Origin of the sequence: Streptomyces sp. NPDC059255 (genome assembly GCF_042752355.1) — a bacterium.
In the GTDB taxonomy this organism is placed as follows: Bacteria; Actinomycetota; Actinomycetes; order Streptomycetales; family Streptomycetaceae; genus Streptomyces.
In genome coordinates this window covers 104,389-122,344 of sequence record NZ_JBHYZP010000001.1, presented here as the reverse complement: position 1 = coordinate 122,344, position 17,956 = coordinate 104,389, and the positions used below count along the sequence as shown (strand labels likewise).

The following is a 17,956-nucleotide window of genomic DNA, read 5'->3' as shown; positions in this document are numbered from 1 at the left end:
ACATGTGGCTGATAGAGCGTCAATTGTTGTCCGGGCGATGGTAGTTGAGAGTTCAAACGTGGCCGTTACAGTCGGACGGAAGACCGCGAGGGGCGTCGTCCCCCGCCGGCACGTGGACCGCAAGGCGTTCGAAATACCGGACCCCCATCCGTCGCTCGAAACAGCCAGGAGGTCTCCCCTCCCATGCATCTGGACCACCTCACCCCGCGGGACCGTGAGCTCTTCCGGCGGTTCGGGCACGGGCCCGTCGTGCCCGTGCCTCACGCCCTCGTCCACCACGCGTTCGAGCAGCAGGCGCTGGCAACGCCCGGCGCCGTGGCCGCCGAGCACCGCGGCGCCACCCTCACCTACGCGGAGCTCGACCGGCGCGCCGACCGGCTCGCGGCCTGGCTCCGCCGGGCCGGGGTACGGCCGGGCGACCGCGTCGGGCTCTTCGTGCGGCGCTCGATCCCGATGCTCGTCGGACTGCTCGGCACGCTCAAGGCCGGTGCGGCGTACGTACCGCAGGACATCGGCCTCGCGCCCGCCGCCCAGCTCCGCCACGTCATCCGTACGGCCGCCACCCGCGTCGTCCTCACGCAGCGGGAGTACGCACACCGCGTGCCCTTACCGGCCGGGGTGCGCCACCTCGTCGCCCTGGAGGACCTGGACCGCCTCGACCGGCACCCCGACGAGCGGGAGGGCCACGCCGACGGGGCCCGTCCGCGTGGCGCGCGGCCCGACGACGGCTGCTACGTCCTGTTCACCTCCGGCACCACCGGCCGCCCCAACGGGGTCACCGTCACCCACCGGAACGTGGCCAACATCCTGCTCACCGAGCCCGGCAGCCTCGGTATCGGGCCCGGCCGGCGAGTGGCCCAGATCCTCAACATCGCCTTCGACATGGCGGCCTGGGAGATCCTCGGCTGCCTCAGCCATGGCGGCACCCTCGTCATCCGCGGCAAGGACATCGGCGAGACGGCCCGCACCGCCGAGGTCCTGATCGCGACGCCCACCGTCCTCGCCGCCATCGACCCGGCCGCCTGCCCCCGTGTGCGGGCGGTCGCGGTCGCCGGGGAACCCTGCCCGCGCCCCCTCGCCGACCGGTGGGCCCGGCGCTGTGCCTTCCACAACGCGTGCGGCCCTACGGAGACCACGATCGTCAATACGATGCAGCGCCATCACCCGGACGCGGAGCTGCTGACGATCGGCCGCCCGACCCCCAACAACACGGTGTACGTCCTCGACGAGCGGCGCCGCCCCGTCCCCATCGGCGAGGTGGGCGAGATGTGGGCGGGCGGCGACTGCGTGTCCGCCGGTTACCTCGGCGACGACGCCCTGACCGCCGAACGGTACGCGCCCGACCCGTATCTCGGCGGGGGCCGCCGCATGTTCCGTACGAGAGACCTCGGCCGGTGGACCCCGGACGGCGAGCTGGAACACCTCGGCAGGACGGACGACCAGGTCAAGATCCGCGGCTTCCGGGTGGAGCCGGACTCCGTCTCCGCCGTCCTGGAGTCCGTCCCGGGGTGCACCCGCGCGGTCACGCTCCGGCGGGACGCGCGGCGTCTCGTCTCGTTCGTCTGCCCCCAGGACGTCGACCCGGAGGCGGCGCGCCGGGCGGTCGCGGCGGCGCTCCCGTACTACTGCGTGCCGTCCGCCGTGCTGCCGCTCGCCACCCTGCCCGAGACCGACCGGGGAAAGATCGACAAGGAGGCGCTGCTGCGGCTCGCCACGGGGGACCCCGGCCCCCGGGGCGAGCGCGTGGGGGCGGTGGGGGCGTGACCTCGTCCCAGGAGGCCCTTTCGGTCTCTCCGGTTTCTTCGGTTTCTCCAGCCTCTCCAGTCTCTTCGACCTCTCCGGTCTCTTCGGCGTCGCCGCCCGTCGACGTCGACACCATCACCCTTCCCCCGCTGACCTCCTGGCCCAGGCGCCTCTTCAAACACCCCCGCCTGATGCACTACAACCGTCTCGCCGCTCTCGTCCTCCTCGCCAACCTCGGCTTCCTCGCGGCGGGTCCGTACAGCCCCCGTACCCTCGGCCACGCCGCACTCGCCAACCTCGCGCTCGCTGTCGTCGTACGCCAGCAGTACGTCATCAACCTGCTGTTCCGGCTGGCCACCCGGCCGTCCACCCGGCGGCCGCTCAAGCTCCGCTGGACGCTCGCGAAGGTGTACCACTTCGGAGGAGTACACGTGGGCGGGGCGGTGGCGGGGGCGCTCTGGTTCCTCGGCCAGACCGTCGCGCTGACCGGGGCCGGGGAGCGGGCCACGGCGAGCGGTGCGGGCATCGCGCTGCTCGTCGTCGCGTACGCGCTGATCGCCCTGCTCGCCGGTGTCATCGCCACCGCCCTGCCGCCCTTCCGCGCCCGCTTCCACGACCGCTTCGAGAAGATCCACCGCTACGGGGGCTGGGCGGCGCTCGCGCTCTTCTGGGCGCATACGGTGCTCTCCGCGCTGCCTCCGCTCTCCGCCGGCGGACCGGTCGTCGCGGAACCGGGCATCTGGGTGCTCGCCCTCGTCACCTTCTCCGTCGCGCTGCCCTGGCTGCGCCTGCGCAAGGTCGACGTACGGATCGAACGGCCCTCGGCCCATGTCGCGCTGGTCCACTTCGACCACGGCGTGACACCGTTCGCCGGCTCGTCCACCGCGATCAGCCGCAGTCCGCTCAAGGAGTGGCACTCCTTCGCCAATGTGCCCGCCCCCGGCCGCTCCGGCTTCCGGCTCACCATCTCCCGCGCGGGCGACTGGACCGGTTCCTTCATCGACGACGCCCCGGCGCGGGTGTGGGTCAAGGGCATCACCACGGCGGGCGTCGCCAACATCGAGACCCTGTTCAGCAAGGTGGTGTACGTGGCCACCGGCAGCGGCATCGGTCCCTGCCTGCCCCATCTCCTCGCCGCCGAGGTGCCCGCGCGGCTGGTGTGGGCGACCCGCGACCCCCGCGCGACCTACGGGGACGGGCTCGTCGACGAGATCCTCGCCGTCCAGCCGGACGCGCTCGTCTGGGACACGTCGCGCCACGGCAAACCCGACATGGTGCGGCTCGCGTACGCCGCGTACCGCGACTTCGGGGCCGAGGCCGTCATCTGCATCTCCAACAAGAAGCTCACCTGGCAGGTCGTGCACGGTCTCGAACGCCGGGGCATCCCCGCGTACGGCGCGATCTGGGACTCGTGACATCCCGCCGGACCCCCCGACCGGAGGCATTTCCGTGGATCGGAACATCAAGACCGAACGGCACGGCCCGGACGGCCGGATCGTGACCGTACGGCTCCACCGGCCCCATGTGCTCAACGCCCTCAGCGGCGCGCTCATGCGGGAACTCATCGGCACGCTGGCGGCGTTGGACCGCGATCCGGGGGTCGGCTGCTTCGTCGTCACCGGATCGGAGAAGGTCTTCGCGGCCGGCGCCGACATCAGGGAGATGTCGGGGAAGACGGCCGTCGAGATGGCGGACGAGGACTACTTCGCGGAGTGGGAGGAGTTCGCGGCCTTCCGTACGCCGAAGATCGCCGCCGTCAACGGATACGCGCTCGGCGGCGGCTGTGAGCTGGCGATGATGTGCGACATCGTGATCGCGGGCGAGTCCGCGGTCTTCGGGCAGCCGGAGATCAAGCTCGGTGTGATCCCCGGCATCGGCGGCACCCAGCGCCTCACCCGGCTGGTGGGCCGGGCCAAGGCCATGGATCTGGTCCTCACCGGACGCACGATGGACGCGGCGGAGGCCGAGCGGTCCGGTCTGGTGTCCCGGGTGGTGCCGGACGACCGCGTGCTGGAGGAGGCGACGCGGGCCGCCACCGCCGTCGCCTCGGGCGCCCGGCAGGCGGTGACGGCGGCCCGGGAGGCGGTCGACCGGGCGCTGGAGACCGGGCTGCGTGACGGGATCCTCTTCGAACGGCGGCTGTTCCACGCGCTGTTCGCGACCGAGGACCAGAGCGAGGGCATGCGCGCGTTCCTGGAGAAGCGCGCACCCCGCTTCACCGGCCGCTGAGCGACGGAGTGGCAGTCGCCCGGTCCGCGACCGGCCCGCTACGACCGGGTCTGGATCAGCGCGTGGGTGCCGCTGGTCCGCCAGGAACGGCCGGGCTCCGCGGCCGAGTCCAGCGACGCCAGTGTCCCGTCGCTCAGCCCGACCATCACATCGGACTTCAGTGTGCGCAGCGCGGTGACCGGCCCCGGGAAGTACGCGGTGCGCCCGGCGAACGGCAGGGTGGCGGGCCAGGCCCGGTCGCCCACCAGGCGCCGGTAGTTGAGGTCACCCTTCACCAGCGTCACCGCGGCCTCGGCGAGTTCGCTCCGCAGGTCGCCGGGCATCGCCTCGAACGGCAGCGGCGCGCGGAAGAAGTCGTGCGCCCGTACGTCGAGCCGCCCCGCCGCCATCGCCGACCACAGCCGCTTGCCGATCTCGGCCGCGTACCCGGGCGCCTCGCCCAGCCGGCGCAGCGCGTCGACGACATCCGCGAGGGTCGCGTCGGACACGTAGTACGGGCAGGGCTTGACGTGCAGTACGGCGCGGCCCGCCCGGCCGGTACGGAGCAGATGGTCGAGGAGGACGAGGTCGGGGATGAGTTCGCGGCCGGAGTTGTCCGCGATCAGATGGACGGGGCGGGCGGCGGAGTCCGGCGTGCCACCGGCCGCCAGCAGGGACCACAGCCGGGCGCTGTCGTCCGCGACGAGCGGCGAGTCCGTGACGGCCGAGCCCGCGGGCGTGGGGGCGGCGGGGGCCGGGGCGGGGGACATACGGAACCCCAGGTCGGCCCGGTTGCCCCAGAGCGACGCCAGCAGGAGCGCGTACGCCTGGTCGTCGCCGTGCCGCCCAGGTCCCTCCGGCACCGTGGCGAGGCCGTCCAGGGCGAGGAGCTCGTCGTCCACCGCGGCGGTGCGCAGCTCGGCGCGCTTGAACGGGGCGAAGGGATCGACGCCCCGCCAGGGACCGGCGGCGAAGTAGCCGACGGCCCCCAGCAGCCTGCGGTAGAAGTAGCTCTCGCTCCACAGGAACGGCGCGTCGAACCACGACCGGCCCACGTGATCGTCGTACCCCCAGCTCCGCCACGTGCCGAGGTCGTGGGTGTCGTGCGCGCCGAGCGGCTCCATGACCCCGTCGGTGATCTCCCGGAGGAGCGCGTCGAGGGCCCGGTGCTGCGCGGGGCCGTAGGGGAACGCGTCGCGGACCTGCTGGATGAGGGCCGGATGGCGGGTGGCCAGGACGCTCCGGGCGAACGAGCCGGGCTCGTTGCCCAGGATCACGGGCGCGTCGTCGTCTGCTGCGGGCACTGCGGGCCCTGCGGGCACTGCGGGTTCTTCGGGCATCGCCTTCATGTACTCCTTCACTCCATTGAGGGCGCTGAGGGCGCTGAGAACGTTGAGGACCCATGGTGCCCGCCGTGCCCGCCTCAGGACGACGCGACGCCGGGGCGTCCTGGCGGTTCGTCCGTCACGGCTTCGGCGGCACGGGCGGGTACGGTATGCCGGCCAGGACCGGCAGCAGCTTCTCCTCCTCGTGGTCGAGGTGTGTGGTCAACTCCACCGTCATCCGGTCCAGTTCGGTACGGAACCGGTCGGGGTCCGCCGTACCGACGTCTGCCAGCAGCGCGCTCAGCTCGCCCTGGACGCGGGCGACCGTACGGTGTTCGTCGGCGAGGCGGGTGAGGACATCGGACAGGTGCGGGTACTGGTCCGCGAGCGCCGGGAACAGATGGGCGTCCTCGCTGGTGTGGTGGAACGTCAGCGATTCGCAGAACGCCAGGCAGTGCTGGCGCAGTTGGAGTCCGAGCCCGGGCGCGGGCGGCGCGCCCGGGCCCTGGTGCGCCGCCCGCGCGGCGAAGTGGGCGTCGGCCTCGCGGCGTACGTGTCCCAGCTGGGAGCGGAGCCAGGTGTGGATCTCCACCAGCTTCTCCGCGAGATTGGCCGGGCCCGCCGCCGGGCCCGCCGCCGCACCCGCCGCCGCACCCGTCGCACCCGTCGCTCCCGCCTCCGCTCCCGCGTCGGGCTCGGAGCGTTCCAGCACCACGACCGGCAGGATCCTGTCGGTGCCGGCCTGGTAGTCGGCGTACCCGGGCGCCGCGCGCACCACGCGCTCGAAGAGCAGGTCGCGCCGCTCGCCCTCGGCGGGGACGGCGATCGCCCCGTATGTCTGCGTACCGATCTCCACCCGCACCATCGGGTGGGCGAGCAGATTGTGGTACCAGGCGGGGTGGCGGTGGCTGCCGCCGGCCGAGCCGATGACGAGCAGCAGGTCACCGTCGCGCACATAGCCGAGCGGAGTGGTGTGCTCCGCCCCCGACCGCGCGCCGGTGGTGGTCAGCAGGAGCAGGTCACCGCCCTCGAAAGGGCCGCCGACCTTTCCCTGGTTGGCTCGGAATTCGTCGATGACGGACTGGTTGAAGGACAGGGGCATGCGGCTGTGACTCTCCAGGAAAAGAGAAAAAGGGAAGGGTGAGGCCACGCGCGGCTCTTGTTCCTGTGAATCCGATCTTGTTCCTGTGAATCCGAGGGCCGCCGCGACAGCCGGTGACGGCACGGAATGACGGCAGGAAGCAGCCCGGAGGGCAAGGAAGGGCAAGGAAGGACAGGAGCGACGCGTGAACGCGGGTGTGCCGACTACGGCAGTCGTGCCGGGTGCGGCAGTAGCGTCAGGTGAGCCCGGTGCGTCGAAAGCGTCAGACGCGGGGTGCGGAGTATGAACTCATGGCATCGTCCCTCGGTAAAGGTGTCCGCTCGAACGCCGACCTGCCCACAGCTCTCCGGTCGGTGTCGCGCTACACGCCGACCATTAGAGTCACCCCGCCCTTCTCTGTCAATCCTGTCCCATCCGGAAGCCCTCACCCCTCTCGTACGGAGAGACGATTTCCGGCCGGTGTCCGACGACCTCAACTGGCTCCTGCAATAGCCCACTTGGGTGACACGGGCTCACGGTAATTCTCCGCGGGCCACTACTGTCCCCAGACATGACCTCTACCAATACCGCGGCGAGCAATGCGCAGTACGCCTCCCTCCTGGGCACCCTCTCGGTGATTGCCTGGACGAGCGACCCTGCCGCCGGAGAGCGCAACGCGCCTTTTCTGCTGGCCTATTCACTCGGTGACGGACGCGACGGCCCCGAGGCCGGCGGGGAGGCGATGCGCAGGGTCCTCGTGGACATCGGGCTGCAGCCCGGCGGCGATCTGGTCGATGCTGCGCAGTCGCCCAGCGTTCCGATCAAGCTGATCGTCGAGGCGGGCCGGGCCGTGCTGACGATGCCGTATCTGAACGCGCAGTGCACCGTCCCGCCGGAGTGGGAGCAGGACGCGCGTGACATCGGGCAGGTCTACTTCCTGGTCGCCACGCGGCCGTGGGCCGAGGGCGTCCCCGGGAGGCCGGTCGGCGAGGACCAGTTGCGCGCCTTCGCGGGCGACACGGAGATGCTCACGAGCGCCGCGCACTGCCTGCTGCCGGTACGCGGCCTGCGCGGCTGAGCGGCCGGGCAGCGACATGGCAGCGGCACCGACCGAGTACAGGACCGCCCGGGAAGCGGCGGACGGCGGCGACCGGGACGCGCCCGGCGGATGGGGGGCGAGCCGGGCGTTCGCCCTGCTGCTGGTCGTCACGGGCGCGGCGGGGCTGCTGGCCGCGTGGGTGATCACGATCGACAAGTTCACGCTGCTGGAGGACCCCGACTTCACCCCGGGGTGCAGCCTGAACCCGGTGGTGTCCTGCGGCAACATCATGAAGAGCGCCCAGGCGTCGGTCTTCGGCTTCCCCAACCCGATGCTGGGCCTCGCGGCCTACGCGGGCGTCGTCTGCATCGGTACGGGGCTGCTGGCGGGGGCCCGTTACCGGGGCTGGTTCTGGCTGGGGCTGAACGCGGGGACGCTCTTCGGCGTCGGATTCTGCACCTGGCTCCAGTACCAGTCCTTCTACGAGATCAACGCGCTCTGCCTGTGGTGCTCACTGGCCTGGGTCGCGACGATCCTGATGTTCTGGTACGTCACGGCCCACACCGTCCGGCGCCGGATCCTGCCCGCGCCGGCCGCGCTGCGCGGTTTCCTGGCCGAGTTCACCTGGGTGCCGCCCGTGCTGCACATCGGGGTCATCGGGATGCTGATCCTGGCCCGCTGGTGGGACTTCTGGACGAGCTGATCCGTAGCCGATCGGCCCCGCCCGCCCCTCAAGGCAGTAGCCATGAGGGGCGGTGGCGGGACGGCGACTCCCTCTCGTCCTCCGGCGAGCGGGAGAGGCGGCTCCTGCTCGCCGGCTCCTACTTGCCGAGCGGGAGGCCGCCGAGCAGGTTGCTCTTCTGCTGGGGCTTGTTGAGGCTGTCGGTGGCGCCCTTGACCGCGTTGAGCACGGAGCCCTCGTTCTCGGTGTCCAGCGCGTTGGTGTGCAGCGGCTTGGCGTCGCGCAGCCCCTCGCTGGCCACGGTGTCCAGCGCTCCGTTGAGGCTGAACGAGGGGGACTGCGTCCCGGCGGCGAACGCCGGGGCGGCGGCACCCAGCGCCACCATCGAACCGGCGACGACGGCGGCGACCTTCATGGGCTTCATGTGCATCCTTTTCCGCTGGGTGTCGTGACGATCGGGTGTCCCGACACGTGATGTCCGGTGCGCCCGGACGCGAGTCGACTCGGGAGCGACTCAACTCTTCGCGCGCACAGGTCCTTTGGGGATTTCCTCCCAGGGCCTCGTCTTCTCTAACGATTCCCCGCCGCCCCGGAAACCCCGTGCGGAAGTAAAACTGGGCAGGGCGGTCGAATCACCCGAATGAAGGACGCGGAAAAGCCGCCCTGCCCCGAGGGGAAGAGCGGCTCCGCCGGGGAACGGCGTCAGTGGTTGACGCAGAGGTTGCCGAAGGCCGGGTTGAGCAGGCCGATGACGTCGACGGTGTTGCCGCAGATGTTGATCGGCACGTGGAGCGGGACCTGGACGATGTTGCCGGACAGGACGCCCGGGGAGCCGATGGCCGCGGCCGACGCGCCACTGTCGGCAAAGGCGGCGCCGGAGGCACCGGCGACAGCGGCGGCGGCCGCGGTGGAGAGAACAACAGCCTTGGCGATACGCGACATGGGGAAGGGCTCCTCGGTCGTATGGGGATGACATTGAGCACCGGGCGCGACTGCCCGGACTTCTGGATCAACGTCGAGGCCATCCGGAGGTTGCGGGCCCGAATGAGTGAAGTTGGGCCGGCCGGGGGACATCGGTGGACGTCGCTTGAAGGCCCTTTCCCCAGTCGGTTGTACGTTCAGCGCGTTTCAGCGCGTCTGGCGTGATTTTCAGCCCGCGCTCTGTAATGGTCCCATCTTGTTTCAACCTCTTGTTTCGACTTGTTTCGGTCTTCGAGGTGGAGAGCCCATATGCGGAATTCTGCGGTTATTGCTGTGGGGCGCGGCCTCTTGTGCGGTCTGGCCACTCTCGCTCTGTCCGCGATGGCGTTCCCGGTGGCTCCGGTGACGGGCGCGAAGACCGGTGCGAAGGCCGGCGCGAAGCCCGGTGCGCGGGCCGGGGCGCGCGAGGAGCCTCGTATCCCTTTCGCGCGGCGCTATCAGGCGGTGCAGCACGGCGGGATCGTACGGGCCGCCAATTCGGTCGTCAGTTGCCGGGCCGAGGGCGATGCGGCGGATTCCTGCGAGGCGGCGCGGGCCGGCGGGAACGCCGTCAACCACCAATTCGACATGTTCTACTCCGACATCGACGGCGACCCGAACACCTACAACTCCACCCGGGCCGAACTGCCCCTGCCGGACGGCGCGCGGGTCAGCTACGCGCGGCTCTACTGGGGCGGGAACCTGCGGGCCGGTGAGCAGAAGCCGGCCGCCGACAACGGACGGGTGCTCTTCGCCGAGCCCGGCGGCGCGTACCGGGAGGTCCTCGCGGACACGGTGATCGGCCACCGTACGGACGAGGTCGCCGACGCGTACCAGGCGTCGGCCGATGTCACCCCGCTCGTCCGGGACAGCGGCCCCGGGCTGTACACCGTGGCGCAGGTCAATGTGGCGATGGGGCGCTCCGCGGTCGGATCCTGGGGCGGCTGGACCCTGGTCGTCGCGTACGAGAAGAACGACGCGCCACTGCGCCATCTCGCCCTCTGGGACGGGTTCGAGACGCTCGGCACGGACCACGGGAGCGCGGGGGTCGACATCGGGCCGTTGCGCACGCCGGAACGGGCCTCCGGGCGGCTGGGGGTCGTCGTGTACGACGGGGACCGGGGGGTGACGGGGGACACGCTCACGGTGGAGACCGGGCCGGGCGAGAGCGTGGCGCTCCACAACAAGGCAAATCCTTCTGATGATGTGATGAACTCCGGTATTACGGATTCTGGATTCGGAGGAGGGGAACGGCAGCCTTCCTATGCGAACACCCTTGGCTATGACTCGGATGTCTTCGATCTGAGTGACGCACTGGTCTCCGGGAGCGAAGGGCTTGGCGTTCGATTCGGCGCCGAGCGTGACTCCCTCTGGCTCGGGGCGCTCTTCGTGGAGGCCGACGCGCGGAACTGAAACCGGATGATCCGTGCGCCCCGCCGGCCGAGATGCCCTCGACACCGGCCCTGCTCGAAAGACCGGTCCGGCCCGAACGGCCGAATTCCCCGCCCTTCCCAGCCTTTCTCCCATCACAGCCTTCCTGCATTCTCCGTGTTCCCCGTATTCCCGAGTGGAAAGAGTCGCGCGTGCAGCCACAACGGTGTCGGCCCGGGACCGGCTTCACCGCACTCCACCTCGTCCAGCCCGTCGACGGCGGCGTGGCCCAGGTGGTTCTCGACCTCGTCGCGGCACAGGTGGCCGCCGGGTTCCGGGTCGTCGTCGGCTGTCCCCGGACGGGACCGCTCGCCGGGGCGGCGGCTCGGCGGGGGGCCGAGATCCACACCTGGCAGGCCGGCCGCGATCCGGGGCCCGGACTGCTCCGTGAGGTACGGCAGGCCGCCCGGCTGGTCGGCCAGGTGCGCCCCGATCTGATCCACGCGCACAGCGCCAAGGCCGGACTCGTCGGCCGACTGGCCGTCAGGGGCCGTGTCCCGACCGTCTTCCAGCCGCACGCCTGGTCGTTCGAAGCGGTCGGCGGGGTGACCGGACGGCTGGCCAGGCGCTGGGAACGGTGGGCGGTCCGGTGGACCGACCGGGTCGTCTGCGTCAGCGACGCGGAGCGGCGCACCGGCGAGCGCGCGGGCATCGACGCCCCCTGGACCGTCGTACGCAACGGCGTGGACGTCGGACGGTTCACCCCCGGGGACCCCGCCACGGCGGGGGCCACCGGCACCGTCGCCGGTGGCGCGGGAACCGTCACCGGAACCGGCGCCGCGCGCGCCGCGCTGCCGCTGCTCGCCGGAGTGCCGGCCGGCGCCCCCGTCGTCGTGTGCGTCGGCCGGCTCTGCCGCCAGAAGGGCCAGGACATCCTGCTCCGGGCCTGGGAGACGGTCGTACGCAGGCTTCCGCAGGCCAGGCTGGTGCTCGTCGGCGACGGGCCGGACGCCGCCGCGCTGCGCGCCGCCGCCCCGCCGTCCGTGCTCTTCGCGGGCGCCGTACCGGACACCGCGCCCTGGTACCGGGCGGCGGACCTGGTGGTGCTGCCGTCGCGCTGGGAGGGGATGGCCGTGGCGCCGCTGGAGGCCATGGCGAGCGGCCGGACCGTCGTCCTCAGCGATGTGGACGGCGCGCGCGAGAGCCTGCCGCCCGGGCGCGAGCGGTTCTGTCTCACCCCGCCCGAGAACCCGCCCGCGCTGGCGGCGGCGGTCAGCACCCTGCTCCACGACCGGCCGCTGCGCGAAGCCATCGGCCGACAGGGCCAACAGCACGTACTCAGCACCTACGACGTGCGGCAGACCGCGCAGGCCATCGCGGACGTGTACCGCGAAGTCGCCGCCGTGCCGCGCCCCGAGCGCAGGGAGCCGATTCCCCAGTGACCACGGAAAGCACCAGTGTTCCGCCGCCGTCCGGCCGGACGTCCCTCACCAAGCCGTCCTTCACCAAGGCGTCCCTCACCGAGCAGCCCCTGCCCGCCCTCGGCCGGCAGTCCCTCGGCGGGCGTGTCCCCCTCGCCCCGCCCCGCGACACCGCCGACCGCGTCGCGCCGCCGCCCCGCCGTACCCCGGCCCACGGCGCGCTCCGCTTCGCCCTGCCGCTCGTCGCGGTGGACGCGTTCGCGACGCTGCTCTCCACCGCCGTACTCAGCGACGAGCAGCGCGACACCCTCCTCGTCGTCCAGCTCCTCGCCTGCGTGACCGCGCTGAACGCGGTCGCCGGGCTCTACCGGCCCGGAACCGTCCTCTCCGGCCTCGACCAGCTGCCCGCGCTGGCCGCCAGGACCGCGGTCGCCTGGTGCGCCGCCGCGGCCGTACTCGCCGCCCTCTTCCCCGCGCACGCCCTGAGTCTGGCCGCGCTGGCCGGCGGTGGCGCCGTACAGCTCGCCGTGTGCTGCGCCGGCCGCTCGCTGCTGCACACACGCCGCCGCTCGCGCGCCCGCGGCCGGCTGCGGTCCGCCCTCGTCGTCGGTACGGGGACGGCCGCGCGCCGGCTGGTCGCGCTGCTCACCCAGCACCCGGAGTACGGACTGCGCCCCGTCGGGATCGCGGACCCCGCTCCTCTCCCCCCGCGCGGGGACGGCGACCACGACACCGGCCAGGACGGGTATCCCCACGGCGGGCATCCCCGGGACGGGTACCCCCACGGCAGCGGTACGGAGACCGCCGCGCTCCCCGTCCTGCCCGTGCTGATCACCGTCGAGGAGATCCACCGCGCCGTCATCCAGAACGGCGTCCGGGAAGCCCTGTTCATCGACTCCGGAGCAGGACCCGGGGGGTACGGCGGCCCCGGCGGCCCCGGCGAGTGGGACGGCCGCGCCGGGCTCGTCACGCTCTTCCACGAGTACGGGTGCGCCACCTCCTTCGTCGGCCCCGGCCCCTGGGACGCCGCCGCCCCGCCCGCCGTCATGGAGCGCCACCTCTGGGGCTTCAGCCGCCACCGGACCGAGCCGCCCGCCCCGCGCCGCGCGGGCGCCGTGGCCAAACGGCTGCTGGACGTGGTGATCGCGGGCCAGGCCCTGCTGGCGCTCTCCCCGGTGCTGGCGGTCTGCGCCCTCGCCGTACGGTGCTGCGACGGCCGCGGCGTGCTCTTCCGGCAGGAGCGCGTCGGCCAGCACGGCCGCCCCTTCACCCTGCTGAAGTTCCGTACCCTGCGCCCCTCCGACGACCACGAGTCGGCCACCCGCTGGAACATCGCGGGCGACCTGCGTATGAGCCCCGTCGGCAACTTCCTGCGCCGCACGTCGATGGACGAGCTGCCGCAGCTCTGGAACGTGCTGCGCGGCGACATGAGCCTGGTCGGCCCGCGGCCCGAACGCCCCTTCTTCGTCGCCAACTTCAGCAAGACCCTCCCCGGCTACGCGGCCCGCCACCGGATGCCCGTCGGCATCACCGGGCTCGCGCAGGTCCACGGGCTGCGCGGGGACACCTCCATCGAGGAGCGGTCCCGCTTCGACAACCACTACATCGACCACTGGTCGCTCTGGCAGGACATCTGCATCCTGGTGCGAACCGCGCTCTCCCTCGTCCGCCCGGCGGGCAGCTGATGACCTCCGGGGCCGTCGGCACCGTCGACACTGCGGGCACTGCGGGCACTGCGGGCACTGCGGGCACTGCGGGCACTGCGGGCACTGCGGGCACCGCTGGCACTGCGGGCACCGCTGGGTCCGCGGGGGCTCCGGGGTCCGCGGGGCCCGCCGGGTCCGCCGGCGGGATCCGCGCGGCCCGGGTACGGTCCCGCGCCGACGCGTGGTCCGCCGCGCTGCGCCGGGCGGCGCCCCTGCTGCCCGCCGTGGCCGTCGTCGCGCTGCTCGCCGTGCCCACGCCGCCGGCCGGCGACGGCTCCGCCGGGAACGGGAGCGCGGCCGACGCCGCCTCCGCCGTACTCGTCCTGCACTGTCTCGTCCGCGTACTGCGCGCGCGGGCCCGCCCGTTGACCCGTACCGCCGCGCTCGTCCTCGGGCTCCCGGTGCTCGGCGTGACCGTCGCCTCGCTCACCGCCGACGACCCCACCGCCACCCTGCCGGGACTGGCGCGCTACCTCCAGATCTTCGTGCTCGTACCGGGGGCGCTGCTGCTCCTCGTCCGAGACCGCCGCGACTTCCGGCTGGTCGCCGGGTCGGTGGTCGTGCTCGCGCTGGCGCAGGGGGCGGTCGGCGTCGCGCAGTACCTGACCGGCACCGGCGCCTCGTACCAGGGCGAGGACATCCGCGCCGTCGGGACCTTCGGCCCCACCGACATCATGGGGATGGCCACGGTTGTCGCGTACGGGCTGGTCATCTGCGTCGGTTACGCCCTGGGCGGCTCCGCGCGGGCGCCGCGCGGACAGCGGGCCCTCGCGCTCGGCTGCGCCGCGCTGCTCTCCGTACCGCTCCTGCTCTCCTTCAGCCGCGGCGCCTGGATCGCCACCGCCGTGGCGCTCGCACTGCAACTCGCGCTCTCGGGCATCCGCAGGGCCGTCGTCGTGGGCCTGGCCGCCGGGGCGCTCGGGGTGGTCCTGGTCGGCGGACTCGGCATCGGCTCGCAGCTGATCAGCGAACGGGCCGGCTCGATCGCCCAAGTCGCCGACACGCCCGACCAGTCGGTCACCGACCGGTACACGATGTGGGCGGCGGCCACCGGCATGTGGCGCGAGCGGCCCCTCACCGGCGTGGGGCTGAAGGGCTTCCCCGCCTACCGCGACAACCACGCCTCCCTCGCCCTCTCCGCGGGCAGCGACACCTCGGGCGCGGGGATGGGGTTCCAGCGCCAGCCGCTGTTGTCGCCGCACAACATGTATCTGCTCGTCCTGAGCGAACAGGGGCTGCTCGGCGTCGTCGCCTTCGCGGGCAGCTGGGCGGGGCTCCTGGTGTGCGCGGTACGCGCGGTGCCGGCGGCGCGCCGCTCCGGTACGGGCGCGGAGTGCGGGCTCGTCGTCACGGGGCTGCTGGTCTGGCAGTTGGCGGACTTCTGTTACGCGGACATCGGCGGCCCGTCGACGGTCCTGACGGCGGTGATGCTCGGCCTGGCGGCGTGGTGGGCACTGGGCTCCGCGCCCGGCCTTCCCGCGGTGCCGGCGGGGCGGCACCCGAACGGTGAGGCCGGTCCGGCGTGAACGATACGAGGCACTCCCTCCCGGCGGTCCCGCCGCCCTCCACACCACCGCCCCCGGGCACGACCGCGCCCGCCGCCGCGGCAGCGGCCCTCACCGGTCCTGGTGCCGCCGCGCCGGCCGCCGCGGCCCTGGCCGCCGCAGCTCCGGGCACGGTCGCGCCGGGCGTCACCGCTTCGGGCACCATCGCTCCGGGCGTCACCGCTCCGGCAGGCGCGGCTCCCGGCACGGCCGTCCTCGAACCGGTCGGCACGGCGGCGGAGCCCGGGGAGCCAGGGGAGTCCGGAAAGTCCGGCGGGCGCGGGGAGTCCAGGGAGTCCGGCGGGCGCGGGGAGTCCGGCGAGTCCGGCGGGCGCGGGGCGCTCTCCTCCGGGCGGTTCCTGGCGCGGGCCGCGTTCCTGACCGCCGCGCTCACCGCCGCCGGATCGCTTCTCGGCCTGCTCCGCGACCAGACCATCGCCCACCTCTACGGCGCGGGCCCCGACACCGACGCCTTCCTCGTCGCCTGGACCGTGCCCGAGGTGGCCGCCACGCTCCTCATCGAGGACGCCATGGCGCTGATCCTCGTACCGGCGTTCAGCCTGGCGCTCGCCCGCCGGGCCGCCCAATCGCCGCAGGACCGGGCGCGCGACCTGGCACAGGACCTGGACCTGGACCCCGTACGGCAGCTCACCCGTGCCACGCTGCCCCGGCTCTTCCTCGCCCTCAGCGCGTTCGCGGCGCTGCTGATCGCCCTCGCGCCCTGGGCGGTCGCCGTCCTCGCGCCCGGTCTCCCGGAACCCCGGCTGGCCGTCGACTGCACCCGGCTGACCGCCACGTCCATCTTCACCTACGGCGTCGCGGGCTACTGCAGCGCGGCGCTGCGCGCGCACGGCTCCTTCGTGGCGCCCGCCGCGATCTACGTCGCCTCCAACGTCGGCATCATCTCCACGATGCTGCTGGCCGGCGCGGAGGCGGGGGTGCTCGCGGCCGGGGCCGGGGTCGCCGTCGGCGGCGTACTGATGGTCCTGATCCAGCTCCCCACCCTGTGGAACAGGCTGACGGAGCGCCGGCCCGTGAGCGGCCACGAGCCCGCGCCTGTTTCCGCGACGCCCGTACCCGTACCCGCGTCCGTACCCGCGACGGCGACGGGATCCGCCTCCGCCTCCGCATCCGTCACGGAGACCACGCCCACCCCCGAGCCCGCCGCGACCCCGCTCGCCTCGCCCGTCGCCCTCGGACTGCTCGTCCCCGTCATCGCGTTCGCGCTCAGCCGCCAGTCGCAGGTCCTCGTCGAGCGGTTCCTCGCCGCGCCCCTGCCCGCCGGGGCCATCTCGCACCTCAACTACGCGCAGAAGGTCGCGCAGATCCCGATGACCCTCTCCCTGATGCTCTGCACCGTCACCTTCCCGGTGGTCGCCCGCGCCATGGCGGCAGGGGAGACCGACCGGGCCAGGCGGCGTGTCGAACGGGATCTCGCCCTCGCGGGGATCATCGTGCTGATCGGGGCCGCCACCGTCATCTCCTGCGCCCCGCAGATCATCGAAGTGCTCTTCCAGCGTGGCGAGTTCCAGCCCGCGGACACCGCCGCGACCGCCGCCGTGATGCGGGTGTACGCGCTGGGCCTGCTCGGCCACACCCTGGTCGGGGCGCTCGTACGCTGCTACTTCTCCGCCGCGCGCCCCCTCTGGTTCCCCGCGCTCGCCATGACCGCCGGGCTCGCGCTGACGGGCGGCGCGGGCGCCCTGCTGGTCGGCGTCTGGGGGGTGCGCGGCATCGCCGCCGCCAACGCCCTCGGCATCACCCTCACCGCCGTTCTCATGCAGGGCGCGCTCCGCCGCCACAGCGTGCCGGTCAGGACCCGCCACATGACCGGCGGGCTGGTCAAGCTCAGCGCCGCCGCCGCGGCGGCCACCGGCTCCGGGTGGCTCTGCGCCGCGCTCCTGCCCTCCCCGGTCCTCGCCACGCTCTCCGCCGGCCTGGTGGTGACCGCGGTCTTCCTCGTCATCGCGTACGCCCTGAAGGCCCCCGAGACCGACTCCATCCTCCGCTCCCTCGCCCGCCCCTTCTCACGAAAGCTCGCCGATGCCCGCTGACACGACGTCCGGCGGTCCCCTGTGGGCCGTCATGTACCACTCCGTCGCCGACCCCACCGACGACCCCTACCAGGTGACGGTCTCCCCCGACCGGCTCGAACGCCAGCTCCGCTGGCTGCGCCGGCGCGGTCTGACCGGCGTCTCCATGGCCGAACTGCTGCGCGCCCGCGCCGAGGGGCGGGGCGCCGGGCTCGTCGGGCTCACCTTCGACGACGGGTACGCCGACTTCGTGACGACGGCCGTCCCGCTGCTCCGGCGGTACGGCTGCACCGCGACCGTCTTCGTCCTGCCGGGACGCCCCGGCGGCACCAACGAGTGGGACCGCCTCGGCCCCCGTAAACCCCTGCTCACCGAGGACGGCGTCCGCGAGGCCGCCGCGGCCGGGATGGAGATCGGCTCCCACGGCCTGCTCCACGTCGACCTCGTCACGGCCGACGACGCCACGCTCGCCGCCGAGACCGGCCGCAGCCGGGAACTGCTGCGTGCCCTCACCGGCACCGAGGTGGGCGGCTTCTGCTACCCGTACGGCACGGTCGACGCCCGGGTCGTCGCGGCGGTGCGCGCCGCCGGGTACGCGTACGGCTGCGCCATCGACCCGGGGCCGCTGACCGGGCTGCTCGCGCTGCCCCGTATCCACGTAGGAGAGCGGGACACCGGCCTCAAACTGACGCTGAAGCGGCGGCTGCACCCCTGGCGGCGCGAACCCGTCCCGGCCGCCGCCTTCGCGGAGTACGCCCGCTCCGCCGCGTACCGCGCGTCCGTCGCCGGGGCAAAGGCGGCAACGACCGCACCGACGGCCCCGGCGGTCACCCCGTGACGGGC

15 protein-coding genes are annotated in these 17,956 nt (G+C 73.1%); 11 read left to right on the top strand and 4 right to left on the bottom strand.

Features of this window, described 5'->3' with window-relative positions; all coding sequences use genetic code 11:
* Nucleotides 1-183: 183 nt before the first annotated feature.
* The 3 genes from ACFXKG_RS00540 to ACFXKG_RS00530 all read left to right on the top strand — a co-directional run bounded on the left by ACFXKG_RS00540 (nucleotide 184) and on the right by ACFXKG_RS00530 (nucleotide 3,972).
* A complete protein-coding gene (locus ACFXKG_RS00540) occupies nucleotides 184-1,764 on the top strand; it encodes an amino acid adenylation domain-containing protein (protein ID WP_384830015.1) in 1,581 nt (526 codons plus the stop codon).
* A 113-nt stretch (nucleotides 1,765-1,877) separates the two neighbouring features.
* A complete protein-coding gene (locus ACFXKG_RS00535) occupies nucleotides 1,878-3,158 on the top strand; it encodes a hypothetical protein (protein WP_384831686.1) in 1,281 nt (426 codons plus the stop codon).
* Between the two features lie 34 nt (nucleotides 3,159-3,192).
* Nucleotides 3,193-3,972 carry an enoyl-CoA hydratase-related protein gene (locus ACFXKG_RS00530; protein ID WP_384830012.1) on the top strand — a complete coding sequence of 260 codons (780 nt, stop codon included), beginning with the start codon at nucleotides 3,193-3,195 and terminating at the stop codon, nucleotides 3,970-3,972.
* Between the two features lie 38 nt (nucleotides 3,973-4,010).
* On the opposite strand, the gene ACFXKG_RS00525 is transcribed toward ACFXKG_RS00530, so the two are convergent.
* Nucleotides 4,011-5,291 (bottom strand): damage-control phosphatase ARMT1 family protein, encoded by a 1,281-nt coding sequence (locus tag ACFXKG_RS00525; protein WP_384830009.1) that lies wholly within the window; start codon nucleotides 5,289-5,291, stop codon nucleotides 4,011-4,013.
* 124 nt (nucleotides 5,292-5,415) lie between these two features.
* Entirely contained in the window at nucleotides 5,416-6,378 is a 963-nt protein-coding gene (locus ACFXKG_RS00520; RefSeq protein WP_384830006.1) for a nitroreductase/quinone reductase family protein, read from the bottom strand.
* A gap of 550 nt (nucleotides 6,379-6,928) precedes the next feature.
* On the opposite strand from ACFXKG_RS00520, the gene ACFXKG_RS00515 reads away from it, so the two are divergent.
* Nucleotides 6,929-7,435: a DUF5949 family protein gene (locus ACFXKG_RS00515; protein ID WP_384830004.1), complete on the top strand. Its 507-nt coding sequence runs from the start codon at nucleotides 6,929-6,931 to the stop codon at nucleotides 7,433-7,435.
* A gap of 16 nt (nucleotides 7,436-7,451) precedes the next feature.
* Nucleotides 7,452-8,099: a vitamin K epoxide reductase family protein gene (locus ACFXKG_RS00510; protein ID WP_384830001.1), complete on the top strand. Its 648-nt coding sequence runs from the start codon at nucleotides 7,452-7,454 to the stop codon at nucleotides 8,097-8,099.
* 118 nt (nucleotides 8,100-8,217) lie between these two features.
* Here ACFXKG_RS00510 and ACFXKG_RS00505 read toward each other — a convergent pair whose 3' ends face one another.
* Both ACFXKG_RS00505 and ACFXKG_RS00500 read right to left on the bottom strand, forming a co-directional pair.
* Entirely contained in the window at nucleotides 8,218-8,502 is a 285-nt protein-coding gene (locus ACFXKG_RS00505; protein ID WP_365813955.1) for a hypothetical protein, read from the bottom strand.
* Nucleotides 8,503-8,780: 278 nt separating this feature from the next.
* Nucleotides 8,781-9,020, bottom strand: coding sequence for a chaplin (locus tag ACFXKG_RS00500; RefSeq protein ID WP_384829997.1), 240 nt, complete (start codon nucleotides 9,018-9,020; stop codon nucleotides 8,781-8,783).
* 360 nt (nucleotides 9,021-9,380) lie between these two features.
* Between ACFXKG_RS00500 and ACFXKG_RS00495 the strand changes: the two genes are divergently transcribed.
* The 6 genes from ACFXKG_RS00495 (at nucleotide 9,381) to ACFXKG_RS00470 (ending at nucleotide 17,951) form a co-directional block, all read left to right on the top strand.
* Nucleotides 9,381-10,451 (top strand): DUF3344 domain-containing protein, encoded by a 1,071-nt coding sequence (locus ACFXKG_RS00495; RefSeq protein WP_384829994.1) that lies wholly within the window; start codon nucleotides 9,381-9,383, stop codon nucleotides 10,449-10,451.
* A 170-nt stretch (nucleotides 10,452-10,621) separates the two neighbouring features.
* On the top strand, nucleotides 10,622-11,851 hold the full coding sequence (locus ACFXKG_RS00490; RefSeq protein WP_384829991.1) for a glycosyltransferase: 1,230 nt from the start codon (nucleotides 10,622-10,624) through the stop codon (nucleotides 11,849-11,851).
* Nucleotides 11,848-13,515 carry a sugar transferase gene (locus tag ACFXKG_RS00485; RefSeq protein ID WP_384829988.1) on the top strand — a complete coding sequence of 556 codons (1,668 nt, stop codon included), beginning with the start codon at nucleotides 11,848-11,850 and terminating at the stop codon, nucleotides 13,513-13,515. Before ACFXKG_RS00490 ends, ACFXKG_RS00485 begins: the two co-directional genes overlap by 4 nt.
* Nucleotides 13,515-15,062: an O-antigen ligase family protein gene (locus tag ACFXKG_RS00480; RefSeq protein WP_384829986.1), complete on the top strand. Its 1,548-nt coding sequence runs from the start codon at nucleotides 13,515-13,517 to the stop codon at nucleotides 15,060-15,062. The genes ACFXKG_RS00485 and ACFXKG_RS00480 overlap by 1 nt, the downstream gene beginning before the upstream one ends.
* Complete coding sequence (gene murJ, locus ACFXKG_RS00475) at nucleotides 15,059-17,134, top strand: murein biosynthesis integral membrane protein MurJ (protein WP_384829983.1); 2,076 nt, start codon at nucleotides 15,059-15,061, stop codon at nucleotides 17,132-17,134. The genes ACFXKG_RS00480 and murJ overlap by 4 nt, the downstream gene beginning before the upstream one ends.
* Nucleotides 17,124-17,951, top strand: coding sequence for a polysaccharide deacetylase family protein (locus ACFXKG_RS00470; protein WP_384829980.1), 828 nt, complete (start codon nucleotides 17,124-17,126; stop codon nucleotides 17,949-17,951). Before murJ ends, ACFXKG_RS00470 begins: the two co-directional genes overlap by 11 nt.
* The last annotated feature ends 5 nt before the right edge of the window (nucleotides 17,952-17,956 follow it).